This window comes from Metabacillus mesotrionivorans (genome assembly GCF_052171315.1).
GTDB lineage: Bacteria > Bacillota > Bacilli > Bacillales > Bacillaceae > Bacillus_P.
The window spans coordinates 380,627-399,787 of record NZ_JBQMFF010000001.1; the positions used below are offsets into that span (position 1 = coordinate 380,627).

At 43.4% G+C, this 19,161-nt stretch carries 22 protein-coding genes; 13 read left to right on the plus strand and 9 right to left on the minus strand.

The annotated features are described in order from the left end of the window. Positions 1-27: 27 nt before the first annotated feature. Complete coding sequence (locus ACTSEZ_RS01870) at positions 28-3,195, minus strand: bifunctional cytochrome P450/NADPH--P450 reductase (RefSeq protein WP_369732474.1); 3,168 nt, start codon at positions 3,193-3,195, stop codon at positions 28-30. Between the two features lie 78 nt (positions 3,196-3,273). Next, a complete protein-coding gene (locus ACTSEZ_RS01875) occupies positions 3,274-3,849 on the minus strand; it encodes a TetR/AcrR family transcriptional regulator (RefSeq protein WP_369732475.1) in 576 nt (191 codons plus the stop codon). A gap of 878 nt (positions 3,850-4,727) precedes the next feature. Here ACTSEZ_RS01875 and ACTSEZ_RS01880 point away from each other — a divergent pair. The 6 genes from ACTSEZ_RS01880 (at position 4,728) to ACTSEZ_RS01905 (ending at position 9,612) form a co-directional block, all read left to right on the plus strand. Next, entirely contained in the window at positions 4,728-5,579 is an 852-nt protein-coding gene (locus ACTSEZ_RS01880; protein ID WP_369732476.1) for a hypothetical protein, read from the plus strand. 23 nt (positions 5,580-5,602) lie between these two features. Then, positions 5,603-6,148 (plus strand): GNAT family N-acetyltransferase, encoded by a 546-nt coding sequence (locus tag ACTSEZ_RS01885; protein ID WP_369733060.1) that lies wholly within the window; start codon positions 5,603-5,605, stop codon positions 6,146-6,148. A gap of 78 nt (positions 6,149-6,226) precedes the next feature. After that, positions 6,227-7,072 carry an AraC family transcriptional regulator gene (locus ACTSEZ_RS01890; protein ID WP_369732477.1) on the plus strand — a complete coding sequence of 282 codons (846 nt, stop codon included), beginning with the start codon at positions 6,227-6,229 and terminating at the stop codon, positions 7,070-7,072. Between the two features lie 15 nt (positions 7,073-7,087). Then, positions 7,088-7,804, plus strand: coding sequence for a hypothetical protein (locus ACTSEZ_RS01895; protein WP_369732478.1), 717 nt, complete (start codon positions 7,088-7,090; stop codon positions 7,802-7,804). A 40-nt stretch (positions 7,805-7,844) separates the two neighbouring features. Continuing rightward, positions 7,845-8,219: a VOC family protein gene (locus tag ACTSEZ_RS01900; protein ID WP_369732479.1), complete on the plus strand. Its 375-nt coding sequence runs from the start codon at positions 7,845-7,847 to the stop codon at positions 8,217-8,219. A gap of 490 nt (positions 8,220-8,709) precedes the next feature. Further along, complete coding sequence (locus ACTSEZ_RS01905) at positions 8,710-9,612, plus strand: alpha/beta fold hydrolase (RefSeq protein WP_369732480.1); 903 nt, start codon at positions 8,710-8,712, stop codon at positions 9,610-9,612. Positions 9,613-9,691: 79 nt separating this feature from the next. Here ACTSEZ_RS01905 and ACTSEZ_RS01910 read toward each other — a convergent pair whose 3' ends face one another. The 4 genes from ACTSEZ_RS01910 to ACTSEZ_RS01925 all read right to left on the minus strand — a co-directional run bounded on the left by ACTSEZ_RS01910 (position 9,692) and on the right by ACTSEZ_RS01925 (position 11,975). Beyond that, positions 9,692-9,964 (minus strand): hypothetical protein, encoded by a 273-nt coding sequence (locus ACTSEZ_RS01910; protein WP_369732481.1) that lies wholly within the window; start codon positions 9,962-9,964, stop codon positions 9,692-9,694. Between the two features lie 33 nt (positions 9,965-9,997). Beyond that, positions 9,998-10,684, minus strand: a complete 687-nt coding sequence (locus ACTSEZ_RS01915) for a hypothetical protein (RefSeq protein WP_369732482.1) — start codon at positions 10,682-10,684, stop codon at positions 9,998-10,000. Then, entirely contained in the window at positions 10,671-11,189 is a 519-nt protein-coding gene (locus ACTSEZ_RS01920; protein WP_369732483.1) for an RNA polymerase sigma factor, read from the minus strand. Before ACTSEZ_RS01920 ends, ACTSEZ_RS01915 begins: the two co-directional genes overlap by 14 nt. A gap of 78 nt (positions 11,190-11,267) precedes the next feature. Beyond that, complete coding sequence (locus ACTSEZ_RS01925; RefSeq protein ID WP_369732484.1) at positions 11,268-11,975, minus strand: CPBP family intramembrane glutamic endopeptidase; 708 nt, start codon at positions 11,973-11,975, stop codon at positions 11,268-11,270. Between the two features lie 85 nt (positions 11,976-12,060). Between ACTSEZ_RS01925 and ACTSEZ_RS01930 the strand changes: the two genes are divergently transcribed. Further along, positions 12,061-12,792 carry a MerR family transcriptional regulator gene (locus ACTSEZ_RS01930; protein ID WP_369732485.1) on the plus strand — a complete coding sequence of 244 codons (732 nt, stop codon included), beginning with the start codon at positions 12,061-12,063 and terminating at the stop codon, positions 12,790-12,792. 43 nt (positions 12,793-12,835) lie between these two features. Here the strand turns inward: ACTSEZ_RS01930 and ACTSEZ_RS01935 are convergent, their stop codons facing one another. Beyond that, positions 12,836-13,033: a helix-turn-helix domain-containing protein gene (locus ACTSEZ_RS01935; RefSeq protein ID WP_369732486.1), complete on the minus strand. Its 198-nt coding sequence runs from the start codon at positions 13,031-13,033 to the stop codon at positions 12,836-12,838. 70 nt (positions 13,034-13,103) lie between these two features. Between ACTSEZ_RS01935 and ACTSEZ_RS01940 the strand changes: the two genes are divergently transcribed. Both ACTSEZ_RS01940 and ACTSEZ_RS01945 read left to right on the plus strand, forming a co-directional pair. Beyond that, positions 13,104-13,415: a hypothetical protein gene (locus ACTSEZ_RS01940; RefSeq protein ID WP_369732487.1), complete on the plus strand. Its 312-nt coding sequence runs from the start codon at positions 13,104-13,106 to the stop codon at positions 13,413-13,415. Positions 13,416-13,457: 42 nt separating this feature from the next. After that, entirely contained in the window at positions 13,458-13,847 is a 390-nt protein-coding gene (locus ACTSEZ_RS01945) for a DUF2283 domain-containing protein (protein WP_369732489.1), read from the plus strand. Between the two features lie 168 nt (positions 13,848-14,015). On the opposite strand, the gene ACTSEZ_RS01950 is transcribed toward ACTSEZ_RS01945, so the two are convergent. Both ACTSEZ_RS01950 and ACTSEZ_RS01955 read right to left on the minus strand, forming a co-directional pair. Beyond that, entirely contained in the window at positions 14,016-14,258 is a 243-nt protein-coding gene (locus ACTSEZ_RS01950; RefSeq protein WP_369732491.1) for a hypothetical protein, read from the minus strand. Between the two features lie 80 nt (positions 14,259-14,338). Further along, positions 14,339-14,962: an HNH endonuclease family protein gene (locus ACTSEZ_RS01955; RefSeq protein WP_369732492.1), complete on the minus strand. Its 624-nt coding sequence runs from the start codon at positions 14,960-14,962 to the stop codon at positions 14,339-14,341. Between the two features lie 531 nt (positions 14,963-15,493). Between ACTSEZ_RS01955 and ACTSEZ_RS01960 the strand changes: the two genes are divergently transcribed. The 4 genes from ACTSEZ_RS01960 (at position 15,494) to ACTSEZ_RS01975 (ending at position 19,132) form a co-directional block, all read left to right on the plus strand. Further along, positions 15,494-15,778 (plus strand): hypothetical protein, encoded by a 285-nt coding sequence (locus ACTSEZ_RS01960; RefSeq protein WP_369732493.1) that lies wholly within the window; start codon positions 15,494-15,496, stop codon positions 15,776-15,778. Positions 15,779-16,281: 503 nt separating this feature from the next. Further along, positions 16,282-16,668: a MerR family transcriptional regulator gene (locus tag ACTSEZ_RS01965; RefSeq protein WP_369732494.1), complete on the plus strand. Its 387-nt coding sequence runs from the start codon at positions 16,282-16,284 to the stop codon at positions 16,666-16,668. Positions 16,669-16,712: 44 nt separating this feature from the next. After that, positions 16,713-18,086: a hemolysin family protein gene (locus ACTSEZ_RS01970; protein WP_369732495.1), complete on the plus strand. Its 1,374-nt coding sequence runs from the start codon at positions 16,713-16,715 to the stop codon at positions 18,084-18,086. Then, positions 18,074-19,132, plus strand: a complete 1,059-nt coding sequence (locus ACTSEZ_RS01975; RefSeq protein ID WP_369732496.1) for a hemolysin family protein — start codon at positions 18,074-18,076, stop codon at positions 19,130-19,132. Before ACTSEZ_RS01970 ends, ACTSEZ_RS01975 begins: the two co-directional genes overlap by 13 nt. The last annotated feature ends 29 nt before the right edge of the window (positions 19,133-19,161 follow it).

Here is a 19,161-nt window from a genome sequence, read left to right on the forward strand (position 1 = left end):
GTAAAGGTTCGCTGCTTTCATCTTTCATTAAGCTCCTGCCCAGACATCCTTTGCATAACGTCCGTCTTTTTCCATTGATTCCAGCCATGCAGATGCAGCTTCTTCCGTAGTTTGATAAAAGTACATGTAGCACTCGATTAATGTTTGCTCCACATCAGGTGCCATTTTGCTTCCATCTCCGCAAATATATAAACGGCCTGTATCTTTCAGCAGAGGAAGGATGATGTCTGCGTTTTCTGCCAGTCTGTGCTGTACATATACTTTCTCACTTCCGGAATGTCTTGAAAATGCAGTATGCAGGGTGACAAGACCTTCTTGTTCCGCTTTTTCCAGTTCTTCTTGATATAAGAAATCATGCTCCGGATTGCGGCAGCCGAAGAAGAGATGAGCCGCTCCCAGTGTTTCGCCGTTTTCTTTGAGACTGCTGCGTGCCTGGATAAATCCTCTGAATGGTGCGATTCCCGTGCCGGGTCCAACCATAACAATCGGGGTGTCTGTTTGTTCGGGAAGCTGGAAATTTGATTTAGGCGTTGAGATAAAGCAGGCAATTTTATCTCCTTCGGAACGATCTGCGAGATAGTTTGATGCGATTCCTTTGTATTCTCCATTTCCGCTCCGTGCATCGCCTCTGACGACACTAACCGTAATGCTTGCTTCTCCCTTTTTGTGAAGGGGAGAGCTTGAAATGGAGTAGTATCTTGCCTTCAGTGCCGGGAGGAGCAGAAGGAATTTTTCAAACGGAATTTCACATGCAAGGTACTTTTCCGCCAGTTCAAGCATGGTGATGCGTTTGGCGAGAATTTCCGTTTTGTACATCTCGTCCTCAAGCAGTTTTTCAAGCTCAATAACATGGGGAGGACATACTGTATGGGCAGCGAGAGCACGGATTTGAGAACGTGTGGCAGGCTCCTGGAACTCCGCATAATGAGAAATCAGCTCCCTTAGTTTTACAGGCTTTTCGGCCGGCAGGTGCACGGCTTTTCCCGGATCGCCTGTCAGTTTCACATAGTCTTCACCGTTCAAGTTGAACCGTCTGAGCACACGTTCAACAAGAGCGTCCGGATTGACCGGGAGAACCCCCAGATGGTCTCCCTCTTTATAGGTGATTTCCTCCGGGAGGACCAGCTCGATGTGTCTTGTATTTCTGCCGCTTTCCTCATGCTGGAGTTCGCCGTTTTTGCTCACTTCCGCTGTAAAAGCATGATGAGTGCGGGCAAGCGGGGTGTCGCTGACATCACTGACGACGTGCAGAGTGAGTGAACTGCTGTCCTGCTCGTTTTGATCAAGTTCAATTGCCAGCCCTTTTGCAAGGTTTGGCCAGAGAGCCCCTGTCCATTTCTCGTAATCTCCTTCAAAATCTTCGCTTGCATCACCATGACCGGCTTCTGAAAGACGATTGGCGCCTTTTTGCTGAAGCTGCTCATCAATATAGTCAGGAATACGCTGATAAGTAGTCGCCCAGTTGTGGTCTCCGCATCCGAAAACGGCATAGCTGACGCCGTTCAGTGTGTCTTCTCCTGTTTCCTGCAGCCAGGAAACAAACTCATCTGCGTTGTCGGGAGGATTGCCGTTATAAGATGCAGAGACAATGAGAACGGCTCCTTCTGCAGGAAGACCGCCTGCATACTCATTTAACGCAGCCATTTTGGCATCAAAGCCTTTCTGACGTCCTGTTTCAGCAAGGTCACGGGCAATTCCTTCAGCTGTTCCCATGTTTGACCCAAACAGTACAAGCAGAGGCGTACCATGAGTTTTAACTGCAGCCTGTTCGGTTTCTATTTTTTCAGGTTTTGCTTCTTCCCCGGCTGACGCCGTAAAAGTCATACCCGGTTTACGGGGAGCAACTCGAATGGTGAGCCCATCCGGTTTAAGGGTAAGGGTTTCTTTGACGTCCAGCTGATACCCCTTGTGATCAATAAAATCAAAGTGCTGCAGAATCATTCCGAGCACCAGAGTTGCTTCGTGAAGGGCAAACTGCTGCCCGATGCATGCACGCTGTCCATTTCCGAAAGGTTTAAAAGCGTGATACGGAATAGAAGACGCATCCTCGAACCGCTCAGGTTTGAAATGTTCGGCATCATTCCCCCAAACAGAAGAATCCCTGTGGAGTTCCGGAACTAAAAGAGTAAAGACGTCATCTTTTTTAACAGGGTATTTCCCGCTCAGGGTTGTATCCTGCTTTGCAAAAACGGAAAAAGCAGGTGCAGTGGGCCACAGGCGCAGCGATTCATTGAGAACCATGCGGACATATTTTAATTTTTTCACCTGTTTGTAGTCCGGAATATCGCTCCCCAGCACTTCATCTACTTCCTGCTGCGCTTTCTTTAATACATCCGGGTGGTTCATAAGAAAGTAAACGGTGAATGAGAGAAGACCGCTTGTCGTTTCATGACCCGCAATTAAAAACGTAATGATCTGATACCGGATATTTTCGTCATCCAGTGTTTCTCCGGTTTCAGGGTCAGTTCCTTTCAGCATATGGGATAGCAGATCATCCTCGCCCTGATCGCCGTTTCGTCTGCGTTCCGCAATTAAGTCATCAACCAGACCAAACATGTACTGAATGTCTTCATTGAATTGCTTTTTAGATTTAACCATCAGTTTATCCTGGATTCCGAGACGCTGCGTCTGATTCATGGCTTCGTCCAGTGCCCGCACCATGCTGTCAACAAATGGGTGGGCGTTTTCCCGGTAAAAGCTGTTAAAGCGGTAATTAAATCCGCAAAGACCAATCGTATCAAGGGTTAAGCGAGTCATATCTTCAGGAACATCTATTTCCTCCGCCGGATTTAAACGTGCCCATTTTTGAATAAGCTGAGTGGCGATGTCAATCATTTTGGCATGATAGCCTTTCATCGCCTGCTGGCTGAAGCTCGGAAGCAGGATATTGTGCGCTTTTTTCCAATTCGGTTCGGCCGTTTCGCTTGTAAACAGGCCGTCTCCTCCGAATGCTCTGACTTTTTGAAGGGCGGGGCCCACTTTTTTGTCAAAACGTGTCTCGTCGCAAATCTCTTCTGCCAGAGCTGCACTTGAAACAAATGTGCTTATTCGTCCCGGAAATTGAAATTGAAAGATCGGGCCAAGCTCCTTCGCAAGCTTCATATAGGACTGAAGCGGTTTTTCTTTATTAATAACCGGCAGACTGCCGAGAGGTCCATAAGTCTTTGGCTGCGGAAGTTGAGCTGAGTTTGTCATTTACTAGCACCTCTTATTTAATAGTGAATTACGGAATGAACGTTCATTCCGTTTGGTGTATGAGAAACGAATCATTCCTCATGCATGTAGCCTTACAGCGTCCCAAATACTTTCTTCAATATCATTTATTAGCTTTGTTTCCGGTTCAAGTTCCCCAATTCGCACCAGCCGCTGAAGTTCAAGAAAAGCTCCGTAAACGATGGCAATCAGAGCAGAGGAAGGGATCTCCTTGATTTCTTTTTTCTCTTTTCCTAAATCAAAAAAGGTTTTCAGAATATCCAGCAGCCCATGAAAACAATCATGACTTGCATCGTCCAGAAAGTGAGCATTGCTGTGTGTTTTAATGAAATAAAGCGCATGTACTTCCTTTGTTGTAAATCGGATCATCGATTGAAAAATATGATGAAATTGATTTCTGACCGTTTCATCATAAGGAAATTCATGCTGCAGCGTCTCCGTAAAGATTCCAACATACTCCTGAAAAAGGCTGTTCCCGAGCACCTCTTTATTTTCAAAATAACGGTAGATGGTGCCTGCGCCAACACCTGCCGACGCTGCTATCATCGGAACCGTAGTAGCATCAAATCCGCGTTCGGCAAAAAGAGCCAATGCGCCGGACAAAATGCTGTCCCGTTTAGTACCTGCAGTTGCCATAATTGATTCAGCCTTTCATGGATGAAATAGGGGAATGAATATTCATTCCTCTAAAGTGTATACCTGGCAAAAATCAATCTCAATCACACGATTGGCCTAATATATGTGAAGGTTTTGTTCAAACATTTGCATTCAAATCCGCCTGAAAAAGGGTTAAGCAGCCAATAGAGAGAATATATAAGCAGAAAGGATTGGAACAAAATGGTTAAAGATGCTCAATCAAATTAAAAATAGTTAAAATTATGGCATAAATGGCTCATTTTAATGACTTTTATGATGAAGATAGAAAAGAAGAAAGAAATTGAAGAGGCCAATAGGTGTTATACTAAGAAGCTGTTTATATTTTTGGAAACAGACCTGAAAGAGAAGGAAGCATGCAGCTGGCGGCTAAATTTCTAATGATGGGGAGAGTGCAGATGAGTATCATTATCGGAGCAATGATTGGTTCAATTATCGTTCATTTGCTTTTTTAAATTATTATTGTGACAATTGGCATGATCAGGACGAAACGATATGTTCCGGATATAGAAAGAGTATGGGAACAGGTGAATGAGCTTCCATCCGAAGTGGAATTTGACAGAACGGTCTCTCCAGTGGCATATATAGTCTCTTTCACGGCAGTAACATTCATTTGCGGACTGATCCTTTTTTTATGGAACAGCGTGTTTTAATCAAACAGGAACGCCACAAATAAACAAAATCCGCACATCCACTCTCTCTGCCTTACAGTGTTAGTAGAGGCTTCATATTTTTATACGGATATCTTTACAGGTTGAACATCGTCATTTTAATCAAATGGCGGTTTTTCTGTTTACCAAAATTTGATAGAATCGTATACTTTAATAAGTAAACGCTTTATAGATTATTGGGGGGCATCAATGAACAACATGAAAAGAACAAAAACGATTGTTTTATCCATTATCATTTCACTGCTTGTTTTTCCTATCGCACTTGGCTTTGAAAACAACGGGAATCTGCTGATGGAGTATGCTAGAAACTTTGTATTTTGCAGCGTGTACGGAGGGCCATTCCTTCTGATAGCAGGTGTGCCGGTTCACCTGCTGGCAGGTTTTATTGTGGGAAAGGTTAAGAGATTTAAACTCACTGTCAGTTTTTTAATTCATATTCTACCGGCTGCCATTATTGGATTTGCTTTGTTTGGAGAAGCAGGATTCTTAATCGGAATTCCAGTCATATCCGCTTCTGTCTTTTTCGCTGCGGACGCTGTAATCTACCGGAGAGTGAGCCACCCTGCCAAGATTGCAGGTGTTGTCCTTGTTCCAGCCTTGATTTACGTTCTGATGTCCATTCCTCAGCTCATTCAAAAGGCAGAATTTCAAGCGATCCAAAACGAACCTGAGCCAAAGGCTGAGCTGACAGTTAATGAGGAGACAAGCCCTATCAGGCTGAGCACATGCTGGGACAGTGACGACAGCAGCGGGTGTCCCATTGACCGGGAACCGTATCTTCTCCCTACAGATGATGTGGGAGTGGCAGAATTTCAGGTGGATGGAGAAGCCTTTGCTGAGCTGAACTTTTTAAATACAGACAGGTCTTTTACATTAGAAGTCTACTACCTTACGGACCAAGGTGTGGAGCAAATCAACACAGATCAAAATGGATTTACTCTGCCGGATGGTATCAAAGAGCAAGTGATTAAAGGCACGGCAACGATGGACAATTCTCAGAAAGTATCGTTTACGTTTGGAATCAGGAACGGGAACAGGTAAAGAAATATAGTTGTGATGGGGAGATCCAAGTGAATCCAAATTTATATACAAAGTGTGACGTGCACTACATAATCCGTACTGCAGAACCCGAAGACGCAAAAGAATTATCAGAAGTGCGTTGGAAAATTGACGGCGAAACCGAAAACCTTGACCGGGTTCAGGGGGAAGCCCATCTGAATGAGCACCGCTTCCGGCAGCTTATAATGGACGATAAGGAAAAAACGTGCAACCTCTTTTTAGTAGCTGAAGTAGATGGCAAAATAGCAGGATTTTCAAGATGCGAAGGGAGCTCTCTGCAGCGGCTGGCTCATCAGGCTGAGTTTGGTGTTGGCGTATTACAGGAGTACTGGGGGCTTGGTATTGGAAAAAACCTCCTGAAGGATTCGATTGTTTGGGCTGAAGCAGCGGGTATGAAGAAACTGACTCTAAAGGTGCTTGAAACCAATGAAAAAGCGATCAAGCTGTATGAAGCATACGGCTTTGAGGTGGAAGGTATTCTTAAAAATGATAAATTCCTTTCAGACGGCAAGTATTATCATACGGTTGTGATGGGAAGAATTTGGCCGTAATTCCGACAATTTGAGGCAGAAATTGCCGGGTGCGGCACGCCCTTTTTTTATAGGATGGAAATGAAAGGAAGAACTTGGATGGAATGGCTGAATCGAATGAATGCAGCGCTTGATTATATCGAGGGGAACCTTGATAAGGAGATTGATTACAAACTGCTGGCCAGGGAAGCATGCTGCTCCAAGTATCATTTTTCGAGAATGTTCTCCTCAATAGCCGGACGTTCTCTCTCGGAATATATCAGGCGCAGAAGGATGACGCTCGCAGCTTTTGAGCTCCAGAGAGGGGAAGCCAAAGTGATTGATCTTGCCGTTAAATACGGTTATGGCTCTCCAGATGCCTTTACAAAAGCTTTTAAGAAATTACATGGTTTCAGTCCTTCTCAGGCAAGGGAGGACGGGGTTCAGCTAAAGGCTTTTCCAAGACTGTCTTTTCAACTTTCAATAAAAGGGGATACAGAAATGGACTACAGAATCGAACATCTTGACTTTGAATTAAGACTCGCTGGGAAAAGCAAGGCGGTAAAAACGAGTCGTGCGTTTAAAACCATACCGGGCTTATGGAGTGCTGCAAAAAAGGACGGATTTATGCAGCAGCTGAAGGACATGGCCTGGGAGGAGCCAAAATGCACGCTTGAAAGCCTCCTTGGTGTCTGCGGGAAAGAGGCAGCCATTATGAACGATGAATTTCAGTACTTTATGGGAGTCAGGTATGACGGTGATGCTCCGAAGGATATGGAGATTTTGACGATTCCGCCGAGTACCTGGGCGGTCTTTCCGAATATTCCGGAAGCATGGAAACGTTTATACACTGAATGGGTGCCAACATCAGGCTACGAACTTGCCAGCCTGCCATGCATCGAGTGCTACTACGGTCCGGGGCATAAGCCTAGGCATGAGTTATGGGTTCCGATTGTTGCTGAATAATAAGGAGAGAATGTTATGCCTGTAATAAGAAACATACAGCTCTATGTTCCAAACCGGGAATGGAATTGGGCATTTGTCACCCAGACGCGGTGCATGGCGTTTCTGTACAGCCGTCTTCTGCCAAAGCTGAAAACGGAAGATTATAAAGGAATTCAGATTTTTTGCCTGGAAAGTATGGAGGAGAAACAGAAACTGGAAGTATATGATCATATCGTGTTTGACTATTTTCCGGTTTATGTCGAGACAGATGTGCGGCGCTTTTTCGAATTGAGCGAAGCAGACAAAAAACAAGAAGCAGCAGCTATTGTCCATGAGGGAATGAAGATTGCGGCAGAGGAATTGGATTGGGATGGTACGGTTTTTGATGGGATTTTCCACAAAATCGAAGACTTGAACTACCAGAATAGCTATCCCCTGATGAAAAAAAACAGTCCAAACCGGAAATATGTCTGCAGAATCATGTGTCATCATGAAGTGCACGGAATCGACGTATATATGGAGCTTGCAAAAAGGAATGGAAAAGTGATCAAAAGAGAGAAGCTTTTTTCGTCAGAGTACACGGATGAACAGTATCTCCTGCAGGCAGAATGGTCACTGTTATGGAGGCTGAACCATAAAGTTGAATTCGCAAACGATACACACCAGAAAGTATGGCGGCTGACATTCCTTGAAAAAGAAAAACCTGAAGAGCTGGTTTGGAGCATGCAGCGGGAAGGGATAGTCTCAGAATAAGGGTAAAGATTTTATCTTGCGAATGAAGGGGAGTAATGAAATGAACAGCCCAATCCATAACAAAATAAATACTGTTTTTGTTCATGTCAGTGATTTGCAGAAATCCGTTGAATGGTATACCAAATTGCTTGGTCAGACGTATGATTCAGAAAAAGTTGAGGAGCCGGTTTTCACGATACAACTTTCAGAGTATACCGGACTGACTCTTGATGCCGGACCTGCAGACATCACAAAAAAAGATTGTTCCACAGAGCATCCTCTTTTTAATTTCCATACTGATGATATAGAAAAATCTTTATCATATATAAAAAAATTAGGGTACAGCATTGAAACAGAAATAGTCAGTTTTGAGGACTTCTCATTCTTCACAATCAGTGATCCGGATCATCATGTCATTATGATCTGCACAGGGTGATAGAGAGATAGGTGTCAGGAAAGCTGAATCCAGAGAAAAATTTGGGGGAAGAAAGAAGGACAAGTTCCGGCAACTGCGGTTCTCGTCCTTTTTTAATTGTGCTGATCTGCTGTATTCCTTTATTTTCTATTTGGGCAGCACATTGAACCAGCAAAAAGAGACGTAGTTCCCCGAGCCTTCCGCTATTTAATAGAAAGTCTGCTCTAAATCCTTTCTTCTGGGAGACTTAAAATAAATGCAAGACCCAACACGTAAAGTCCATTCCATCCCTGTTAACGAGTACACCCAGAGCCCTCTTTTATCGAAGTTATCTTCTGCTTCGAATAAATAGCCGTTTATAAATGTCATTCATACCACTTTGGTTTCATTCTGCTGAACCTATTTGTATTTGTGGCTATTTCCTGAATTATCCTTTAAAAGATGGTGAGCCGCATCTGTTCCTGAGATAATTGGAATAGATTAACATGAATGATTTACAGGAGGTAACAAAGTGGCAGAACAAACCCATGGATTATCAGATGGAAGAAAAATAGGATACGAGATTTACGGTGACAGAAAAGGATTTCCGCTTTTTTTGCTCCACGGAACTCCGGGCTCAAGAGTATGGTTTCTTGAAGACGACCAAACGGCAAAAAATCTTGGAATAAAGCTGATCGCAGCAGATCGTCCGGGCTACGGACTCTCTGACAAAATGCCGGGCCGCTCCATACTGGATTATGCAAATGACCTTAAAGAGCTTGCTGAATTTCTTGGACATAGTACGTTTTCTGTTCTCGGTGTTTCAGGAGGAGGAGCATATGCTGCGGGTGCTGCGTACAAATTCCCTGAGAGAGTGACTCAATGCATTCTGCTGTCATCAGCAGCGCCTTTTCCTGAGGAGAAGCCGCCAAAATCCATGTCAAAAGAAAACAGACTTGCCTTTTTCCTTGCCAAACGCCTCCCGTGGCTGATTAAACTTGCAAATCGCTCTCAGAAAAAAATGATTGATGAAAAGCCGGACGTGTTCAAAAAACAGCTGAAAAAAGGCGGCAGTCACTTAGCAGACTGGGATAATCAGATCTTGCTTCATGATGATGTTCTTGATCAGACAGTTGAGCATTTAAAAGAAGCTTATAGGCAAGGAGTGGACGAAGTGATTCAGGAGTCGGTTCTTCTTGCGAAAGACTGGGGCTTCCCGTTAGAAGAAATAAGTGTTCCTGTGACCATCTGGCATGGTGAGGAGGATACTTTGTCTCCTGTGGATCAAGTTCGGCTGATGGAGAGAAAAATAGGTTCGGCCGATGCACGTTACATACCGGAAGCTGGTCATTTTTTATCGGAGAACGATCATATATGGGAACTGATTTTGAGGGATGTTGCTTGGAAAGCTGAATTAAGAAGCAGCATTCTTTGAAAACAAAGAAGGACAAGAATCCAGCAGCTTCGGGTTTCTCGTCCTTTTTCAGTGCTGTGTTGATGTCGCACACCTGCTGTCATGCCTGTTTCGCCATTTTGCAAGAAATAGAACGGACGAGCAAAATGAGACTTAGTATGCCAAGCATTCCACTGAATAATAGAAATCCTGCTGCATAATGCGGGATGCTCTCTTCAGGGAGACGTTCAATAAATGGAAGACCCAAAAACGCAAGGCCCATTCTATCCCCATCAACATTTGCACCAAGTGCCTTCAATTCCATTCCTTTAGTAAATGCTGAGTACGAAAGGAATGCCAAAAGGAGAACGCCAATTACACTGAATCTGATCATTTCGATTCCGCCTTTTTCATTATTTTAAACTGTTTATTGAATGGGCATAAAGGATACATTCCAAATGCCATCTTCATCCATTATCATGGAAAAATGCCCGGTTTCCCCTGATATGCGGGTATATGTGATATGACCAGTTAGTCCGTCCTCTTTGATAAATGTGCCGTTTTGGATTCCTTCAAAAAGTTCCAGAAGCTGTTCTTTGGTTTCGCGGTTTTCAATTGCAAGAAATTCGTCTTTAGGGATATTTGCCTCACCAGCCCTGTCTGTATACAATTCATAGACTACTTCTAATTCTTCATCAAGGCTGGCCTGAACGTAGATCTTTGCGATGCTGACAGGCATTAATCCTTTAATATGAGCCTCATTGAGATCTTCTTTTAACTTTGCATACGCGATGTATTCCGTTTCCGTCAGTTTAAAATCTGTTTCTATATCCGCAGCTTTTAGTTCTCGGGTTTCATCAGGGTAGCTTTTTTCTGCTGACGGAGCTTCTGCAGTTTCATTGTTCAAAACAGATGGCAGAAAAAGAAGAACAAGCAAAAGCGAGGCAGCTGTCAAAGATAAATAGTACTTCCATTGAATAGTCCTTTTTGGACGTGCATCTTCAGCAATCATGTTACTTAGCCGATGAAATATTTCGTTCTTATTCTTTTCATCTAATTGAATCTTTTTATCTAAGGATTTCAGGTTCAAATCGAATTCATCATATGATTTCATGGCAGTACCCCTCCTTCAAAAGTTCTTTCCTCAAAGCGCTCATTCCTCTATTAAGATTTACTTTAACCTGGCTTTCTGTGCATCCAAGAATATCGGCTGTCTCTTTTATTGAGAAATCTTTCATTTTCCTTAAAATGATGACTTCCCTGTAGGAGCGTTTCACTTTACTCAAAGCGAGATAAACAAGTTTTTCTGTTTCGTTAAGCAATACGATGTCTTCAGGTGTTTTTTCATGCGCTGAAGGAAATAAGTCAATCAGATAAAAAACAGGCTTTTTCTTTCTGAGATAGTCAATGGCTGTATTGCGGGCAATTGTGTACAGCCAGCTTTTCTCGCTTCCTCCATGAAAGGTATGATATTTTTTATAGACTTGAAAAAAAGTATCCTGCAAGATATCTTTTGCTGCTTCTTTGTCTTTCATCATGTAGAAGATATATTGATAGATAGAATCGCTGTAATTCTGATACATGCGAACCCACTCTTTTTCATTTTGATCTGGTGTCACCTCGTCACTCCGCTCTCATTTGTTATTTTATGTATATAACGGCTGATGAAGGAAAAAGTTACACTGGTGGTTATTGTTTTACAGAAAAATCAGCAATAAAATGGATATCGCATTCACCACCCCATGAATAATAACCCCAGGCCAGATAGAATGTGTCTTCTCATAAGCCCATGCAAAAACAAGTCCATCAAGAAAATTGACCGGCATCGCATTTGTCACAGGGTAATGAGCAGCGGTAAAAATCAGTGAAGAAAGCAGGATTCCCGCCCAGACACCAAGCCTTGTCCGCAGCCACCTGTATAAGAATCCCCGATAGAAGATTTCTTCGTACACGGGTGAAATGACTGCAGCGCTGACAAGCGCGAGCAGGATGGCAGAAGGAGCGATATCTCCAGTAAGCGTATCGGTTTTGCTGTTCTCATAGCTGACGCCGAAAAAACTGACGGCAGCCATTACGGCTGCACCTGCGGCAAGTAAAAACAGCACGCACAAGATGATGATTCCCCAGTCTTTTTTATAAAAGGGACGCACTCCGACAGCAGGCCAATTTTCATTATGTGGCTTAAGCGCTAAAAAATAGACTCCTGTTAATAGAATGAGAGCAATGGTGGCACCAGTCAGTGTACCGGCGTGTAAGGAATTGCCCAGCCATTGATCATATAAGGGCTGCATATGGCCTTTTACTAGAAACATGACCAAACCAAATTCAAGCAGCATCAGAAGCAGAAATGTCTTTCCATTCCAAGGATCCTTTCTCTTCCAATCTGCGATTTTTCCATTTTCCATATTCATCTGTCTCCTTCTTAACTGTGATATACTTCCAGTATAAAAGGTGACGCAGCGTCACAATCAAGAGGTTTCGGAGGAAATTATGAAACGATGGACCACCGGTGAGGTTTCAAAAGAACATGCTGTATCTGTAAGAACTCTCCGCTATTACGATCAAATCGGCTTATTAAAGCCGAGCTGTAAGCAGGATAATGGAAGAAGGCATTATTCAGAGCAGGATCTTTTGACGCTTGAGAAGATTCTGCTCTTAAAATCGCTGTCGCTGTCGCTTGATGACATCAGAATGATGATGGACAAGCTCTCGTTCAGGGACATTCTGATTGCGCACCATCAGCATCTGCAGGAACAATTGGCCACGCTTGAGACAAGCATCAAAAATACGTCTTCTCTGATTAACCTGTACGACCTTGAAGGCAGCCTTTCCTGGGAGCGGGTCTCAAAGCTTGTAACTTCCTCTAAGACAGTGAAAAAAAAGTGGGTTGACTATTTTGCTGAAGATGAAAAGGAGTTTCTAAAAAAAAATCTCCCGGACCTTGGTGACAGCAGCAAACACACGCAGCACTACCTTTCTCTTTTGCGAAGGATAGAATGGTGCATCAGAAGGGATATTTTTCCTGAAAGCGATGCAGGTATGGAGATTGGTCTTCAGCTGCTCGAAGCAGGGAGGGAAACGTTTGGAGAAGATGAAGAGCTAATGGAGAAATTCTGGGACGTAAGGAAAAAGCCATCTTCTGAAACCGGTCTTTATCCTGTTTCAGAAGATGTGCTCCTATTTGCAGAGAAATGTATAGCATTTGCAGAAGGAAAAAACTGAAACGGGGCAAAATGGATTAGGCACCCATTGCTCCGGCTTCTGGTTACTTTCTGGCAATCAATTCAGCGATTGTCATGTTGAAAATCCCGCATATAGTGAAAATCTGATCTCTTGTGAGCGGCTTTTTTCCTCTTTCGATTGCTATGAGAGTGGTGATGGAAATGTCCAGAGAATGAGCAAGATAGCCTATCGGAATCCCTAATTCCTCTCTCAGCTTCCTCAGTTTAGATCCTTTAATCATAAACACCAGTCCTTTTTACTATCTTCTAGATATATCATCGGTCTTAGGTCATTTAATTTAAAGTTTGAATGTGTTTATAGAAGGCAGACGGGGATTTATAGGAAATTTAAAAGTCAGGCAGCGGATTCCAACAGAGACAGGAAAAAAGCGCAGCTCTCAATACGATGAAACGTTTAAACGGAAACAGCCAGCATCTTGCGCGTCTGAAAAATTATACTATAATAGTAATATCAACCAATTTAATGCAGGAGTGAATGAAATAGAATGGATAGGCTTTTTCTTGGCAGCATGTGCACTCTCTCTGACTATTCAGCAGATGGAAAAAGTTAAAAAGCTGGAGAAGCGCCTTGAGGCTTTACATCAATCGGAACTGGGTGACTGAGTCATCCGTTTTTTTGTTAGAACAGTTTGAAGGAGGCGCAGCATGAAAGCAAAAATGAGCTATGATTCTGAAGCGGATATGGGTTATATTTATTTGTTTTCCGGACAGGAGATCAGTATTGACGAAACAGAAGAGCTTGAAGTGAATCCTTTAATCGCTCTGGATCTTGACAGGAATAAAAAGATAGCGGGAATCGAGCTTGCCGGCGAAGAAGCAGCGGAGTTAAAGAAGCTTCTTTATAAAGGAAAGTCCTATACGGAGACAGTACACTCCTATTTAAAAACGGAAGAAGGTTTATCACTTCGAATTGGGGAAAGCAAGGTTGAAAGCCGGCATCCTGTTTCGGGTGTGACACTGAGCTTTGCTGGGAAGGACTGCACGGGGTTTGTCGGTTTTGATTATGACATAAAGGGTTCTGAAGGCGAAAAATAATCTTATAAGCGGATAAGAAATTCATATAGCTCCGGCTGCTGGATGGATACAGGCTAGATAGCGATGCACTGGAATGATGCAAAATACCTGAAAAAACCCCCCTGAAAAGCTCAACGCTTAAGGGGGGTTCTTCTGTGAGGGCTGTTCTTCGGCACACACTGGTTTACCTCAATCCCGCTGAAGAACGCTGACAAGCATTTCGTGAATGACCTTATGATCACGTGCATCATAAAGACGGTATTCTTCACCAGGCAGGCTGTACCACTCCGCGGCCCCTGCGTATGTGATAGAAAGAGTCAGGACGCCGTCTTCATCGCAGGCAGTGACAAGTTCAAGCTCGCCGCTGATGACGCCGACTTCTGTGGTCATGACACCGTGGGTTGCGGTAAAAACAGTTGATTTTTTCTCCATGCTGTCACCTCCGTTAGTTGCATAAATTATAGCACAAACGAGCAGGCGCTTTTGACTGCTCGTTTTTTCAGGTTATACCATTAGTATGAACAGCTATTGAGCATGCTTTGAAGGGCGGTCTTTTCTGAAGACTGAAGACTCAGACTCCACTTGTATTTCGTGCTGATCCACCATTTCGAATATGCGCATGATGCACCGGCGCGGGGAGGCTGCCATGTAGATGGGTCCTGGTCACCTTTGGAGCGGTTGGTGCTGGCGCTTACCGCAATCAGCTGAGGTCCGCTTAAGTCGTTTGCAAAATCCTGGCGCTTGGATGTTGTCCAGCTGCTTGCACCGGAACGCCAAGCTTCTGCAAGAGGGACGATATGGTCGATGTCAAGGTCTGAAGGATCAGAGAACGTTACACCGTCGTAGTAGCTGTACCATTTTCCTGAGGTCACAGGGCAAGAGCCGCTGTAAGAATCCGCATCACGCTTAAGCACGACTTGACGGGTGTCACAGCCGCTTCCCTGACTGATCCAGTGGGGAAATAAATCACGAGAGTAGCCGGTCATGGAGCCTTCAGTCTTGACTGTCAGAGCATTAAGCTGCGTCTGTGCCATGGACTTCGACGGAGTGCCTGGCGGAGTGGCATGGGTTTCAGGCAGAAATAAAGTGAATGAGAGTAGCAGTGCAAAAATAGATAATGAAGCTTTTTTCAGCATGTAGATGCCTCCTGTATGTAATTTTTATATCAATCACTCATTTTGATAAGTGAAAGATTAATAAACATAAAAATCGAAGATAAGGGGAAGGAAAAATATCAACTGGAAATCTGTCTCTCTGTTAGAAATGATAGTATGAAAAGAGCGTTTTCTACAAGTTAAGGAAATGTAAACAACTTCATAAATTTACATAGAATTCTGCTGATTTTAAGTCCGATAGAACGGGTATGGGAAATGGTATTTGAAGAACTGAGGCCATATGTCACGAACATCTGAGATGACTGTAAGATAAAAGAATGAAAATTCCACGATTTGTAAATTTACAATAGGTGAAAAATGAGGAAAAAGAAGCAGTGCATCAACGATAGGATATAAACCAAAATGGTTAAGGCGTGTTCAGTATTTTTTCCGGAAGCAGCCATAGGCAGTTATCTCAAGTCCGTTGCCGAAAGCAGTGGCATGATGGCAAAGAGTTCTGAATAAATTTAACACATGAATCCAGTCAGGGTTCTGTAAAAAGGAGGAAGAAACATGCTTGTCATAATAACTGCAGTGACGGCAGCTGCTCTTGCAGCTGCTTATTGGCTTGTTTTTAAAAGTATCCAAAACCGCACGAAAGCAAAAACCGGACTTGTCATCATTCTGTTCTTGTTTTCCGGCAGTCCCGTTATTTACGCTCTTTATGATGAAGCAGTTACTGAGTATGCGGATGCCAATATTGGTCTTGGCCTCTCATTTATGACAACGTGGTTTTTAACACTGGCTGCAGCTATTGCAGGCATAGTTCTTCTTAAAAGAAAAAAACGGGGCAGCTGAAGAGCTTTCGGAAGGTTTGTTCAAAGGTATTGACTTTTTAGGAGGTTTTATTGGATTTATTTAGGGGTACTCTTTTTGTCAAAACACCCTGAGGGGGTTAAAACACAGGAGGTGTAAGCGTGTTAAAAGATAAATTAAAGAAAATGATCAAAGATCCTAAAGTGCAAAAAGCAGTGAAGGAACAAGTTGTGCCGATGGTAAAAAAACAGATTGAAAAAAGAAAAGGCAAAAAATAAATAGGAGTTGGAAGAAGCTTGCCTTTAAGGGTAAGCTTTTTAATTTGTTAAGGGCTGTTTATAAGGTTCGTCACAAAATTGATGAAATTTATTTGTTGAAGATCTGCCCTTTTTAATTATATGATACTAATCATAACCATAACGTGACGGTTTCAGTTTGGATAATTGAAAGACGGGCGATTATAATAGCCTGTTTGCAGGACGTAACGTTATGCTTTTCAATCGTTCAATCTAAGTGAAGGGGGAAACCGTATTGGGAAAAAGGGATTGCGCATCGGCCAGCTTGCAAAGCTGAGTGGATTATCCGTCAGAACTATTGATTATTACACGCGCTGCAACTTACTTAAGGTTGAGAGATCTGCATCCAACTACCGGCTTTATTCAGAAGATGCGCTGGAAACTCTGAAAAAGATAGGTATTTTAAAACAGCAGCGGCTGACAATAGCTGAGATTCAAAAAGAACTTTTTTTAGAGAAAAACGCTGGAAATGGGGATTATAAGAAGAATGATACCAACTGGTGCATGATTCTTCAGCAGAAAATCTCCCGGCTGAATCAAGTTCTGGAACATGCGTCGGAGGAAGAAAGAAATTTTGTATATAAAGAGCTTGAAGACAGAATTTCAGGCATACTGGCAAGACTTAAAAACCGTTAGAAGCACTTATTGGAGGTGAATCCCTCACACTTTGAGGGAAACTATTGGACATTATCACGCTTATGAATCTGTTTCTGCTTGCTTTGCTGATCGGGGCTACCGCCTTTTTCGTTGCAGCAGAATTTGCGGTTGTAAAAATCCGAATGTCAAGAATTGATCAATTAATTGCAGAAGGCAGTAAAAAAGCCGTTGTTGCCAAAAAGGTGGCACATGACCTTGATTACTATCTTTCAGCCTGTCAGCTCGGTATCACTGTAACGGCTCTTGGCCTTGGGGCACTCGGGAAACCGGCGGTCGAAGGTCTTTTATATCCTGTGTTTGATATGCTGAATGTTTCGGAGTCGACTGCTTCCATTGCCTCTTATGCAATTGCTTTTCTTTTAGTAACATTTCTGCATGTGGTTGTCGGGGAAATGGCCCCTAAAACACTTGCCATCCAATTCTCAGAAAAAGCAACGATGCTGCTGTCTGCACCGCTTTATTGGTTTGGTAAAGTGATGTACCCGTTCATATGGGCGTTAAACGGCACTTCCCGCGCTCTGCTCGGTGCTTTCGGAGTGAAGCCGGCAGGCCATGAGCAGGCTTATTCCGAAGAAGAACTGAAAATTATTATGGCTCAGAGCTTCCAGGGAGGGGAGCTTGATGAGACAGAGCTTGAATACATGGAAAACGTCTTTTCTTTTGATGAGCGTGTCGCAAAGGACATCATGGTTCCGAGAACGGATATTGTCGTCCTTGATAAAGACATGCAGCGAGCTGAAATTATTGAAATTCTAGACGAGCACAACTACTCAAGATATCCTGTAGTAGAGAATAACGACAAGGATAGAGTTGTCGGAATGGTCAATGTGAAGAAAATGCTGAACCATCTTGCAGCCGGCAGAGATCATAAGCTTCAGCAGTGCGTCCGCGATATTCCGATTGTAATGGAAGGAACGAAGATTCAGGATGTGCTTTTGAAAATGCAGCAGGAACGGGTCCACATGGCACTTGTCATTGATGAGTACGGCGGAACCTCAGGAATCCTGACAATGGAGGATGTGCTTGAGGAAATTGTCGGTGAAATCCGTGATGAGTTTGACGAAGATGAAATGGCGGATATGATCCAGACAAATGAAAATACGTATGTCATTAACGGAAGAGTTCTTCTCGTGGAACTGGAAGACCGTTTCGGGCTAGTTTTCAATGACGTTGAGGATATTGACACGATTGGCGGATGGATCCAGCATCAGAAACTTGAAACCGTTCAGGAAGGCGATCAGATTAAACAGGACGATCATCTGTGGACCGTTCTTAAAATGGAGAACTTCCAGATTAAGCAGGTTGAGTTGCAGCAATATGCGCTTCGTGATCAGCAGGACAGAAGCGATATGTTGGAGGTGAACCCCTCAGGCGGGGGAACAAATTGGACGGAATAATTGTATTAAACTTATTTTTAGTTGCCGTATTTATCGGATTAACGGCGTTTTTCGTCGGTGCTGAGTTTGCTATTCTCAAAGTGAGAATGTCAAGAATTGACCAGCTGATTGCAGAAGGAAATAAAAAAGCAATTTTGGCAAAAAAGGTTGCGCAGGACTTAGACTATTATCTGTCAGCCTGCCAGCTTGGAATTACGATTACGGCACTTGTACTTGGAGCTTTGGGAGAACCGACTGTAGAAAGAATACTGCACCCGGTTTTTGAAAGGTTTGATGTGCCTGAAGCCGTTTCAACAGTGCTTTCTTATGCCATTGCATTATCTCTTGTTACTTTTTTGCACGTTGTTCTGGGGGAGCTTGCTCCAAAGACGCTTGCGATTCAGTTCGCGGAAAAAATGACCTTGCTGCTTGCCCCTGGTCTATACTGGTTCGGTAAAGTAATGAACCCTTTTATAAGCATTCTCAACGGTGCAGCGCAGTTTCTTCTCCGCATACTGGGTGTTAAGCCGGCGGGGCATGATACTGTGCATTCGGAAGAAGAGCTGAAAATGATTGTGACACAAAGCTATGAAAGCGGAGAAATCAATCAGACCGAACTTGCTTATTTAAAGAACATTTTTGCTTTTGATGAGCGGTTTTTAAAAGACGTGATGATTCCGGCAGCGAAAATTGCTGTGGTTAATCCGAATGAGCAGTTGCCGGGACTTGTTCAATTGCATGACAAACATGATTATACCCGTTATCCGGTGGCGGAACATGGAAACACGGACAGGATTTCAGGATTTATCAACACGAAAGAAATCCTAACAAGTGCAGCTGCGGGAAGAGAAGTAAAGCTCGAGGATTACATTCACGAAATGCCACGCTTTTCAGAGCATGCTCTGTTAAAAGAAGTCCTGCTAAAAATGCAGGAAACACATGTGCACATGGCGATTGTCACGAATAAGCAGGGGAAAACTGCCGGCCTTGTCACCATGGAAGATATCCTTGAGGAAATTGTTGGGGAGATTCGCGATGAACACAAGGGCGGACTGCCTGCAACATAATAAAAATGCCTGTACCATTAGCGGTACAG

Coding starts and splice junctions, on each gene's coding strand:
- ACTSEZ_RS01870 (WP_369732474.1), bottom strand. CDS start 3,195: ATGACAAACTCAGCTCAACTTCCGCAGCCAAAGACTTATGGACCTCTC.
- ACTSEZ_RS01875 (WP_369732475.1), bottom strand. CDS start 3,849: ATGGCAACTGCAGGTACTAAACGGGACAGCATTTTGTCCGGCGCATTG.
- ACTSEZ_RS01880 (WP_369732476.1), top strand. CDS start 4,728: ATGAACAACATGAAAAGAACAAAAACGATTGTTTTATCCATTATCATT.
- ACTSEZ_RS01890 (WP_369732477.1), top strand. CDS start 6,227: ATGGAATGGCTGAATCGAATGAATGCAGCGCTTGATTATATCGAGGGG.
- ACTSEZ_RS01895 (WP_369732478.1), top strand. CDS start 7,088: ATGCCTGTAATAAGAAACATACAGCTCTATGTTCCAAACCGGGAATGG.
- ACTSEZ_RS01900 (WP_369732479.1), top strand. CDS start 7,845: ATGAACAGCCCAATCCATAACAAAATAAATACTGTTTTTGTTCATGTC.
- ACTSEZ_RS01910 (WP_369732481.1), bottom strand. CDS start 9,964: ATGATCAGATTCAGTGTAATTGGCGTTCTCCTTTTGGCATTCCTTTCG.
- ACTSEZ_RS01915 (WP_369732482.1), bottom strand. CDS start 10,684: ATGAAATCATATGATGAATTCGATTTGAACCTGAAATCCTTAGATAAA.
- ACTSEZ_RS01925 (WP_369732484.1), bottom strand. CDS start 11,975: ATGGAAAATGGAAAAATCGCAGATTGGAAGAGAAAGGATCCTTGGAAT.
- ACTSEZ_RS01930 (WP_369732485.1), top strand. CDS start 12,061: ATGAAACGATGGACCACCGGTGAGGTTTCAAAAGAACATGCTGTATCT.
- ACTSEZ_RS01935 (WP_369732486.1), bottom strand. CDS start 13,033: ATGATTAAAGGATCTAAACTGAGGAAGCTGAGAGAGGAATTAGGGATT.
- ACTSEZ_RS01945 (WP_369732489.1), top strand. CDS start 13,458: ATGAAAGCAAAAATGAGCTATGATTCTGAAGCGGATATGGGTTATATT.
- ACTSEZ_RS01950 (WP_369732491.1), bottom strand. CDS start 14,258: ATGGAGAAAAAATCAACTGTTTTTACCGCAACCCACGGTGTCATGACC.
- ACTSEZ_RS01955 (WP_369732492.1), bottom strand. CDS start 14,962: ATGCTGAAAAAAGCTTCATTATCTATTTTTGCACTGCTACTCTCATTC.
- ACTSEZ_RS01960 (WP_369732493.1), top strand. CDS start 15,494: ATGCTTGTCATAATAACTGCAGTGACGGCAGCTGCTCTTGCAGCTGCT.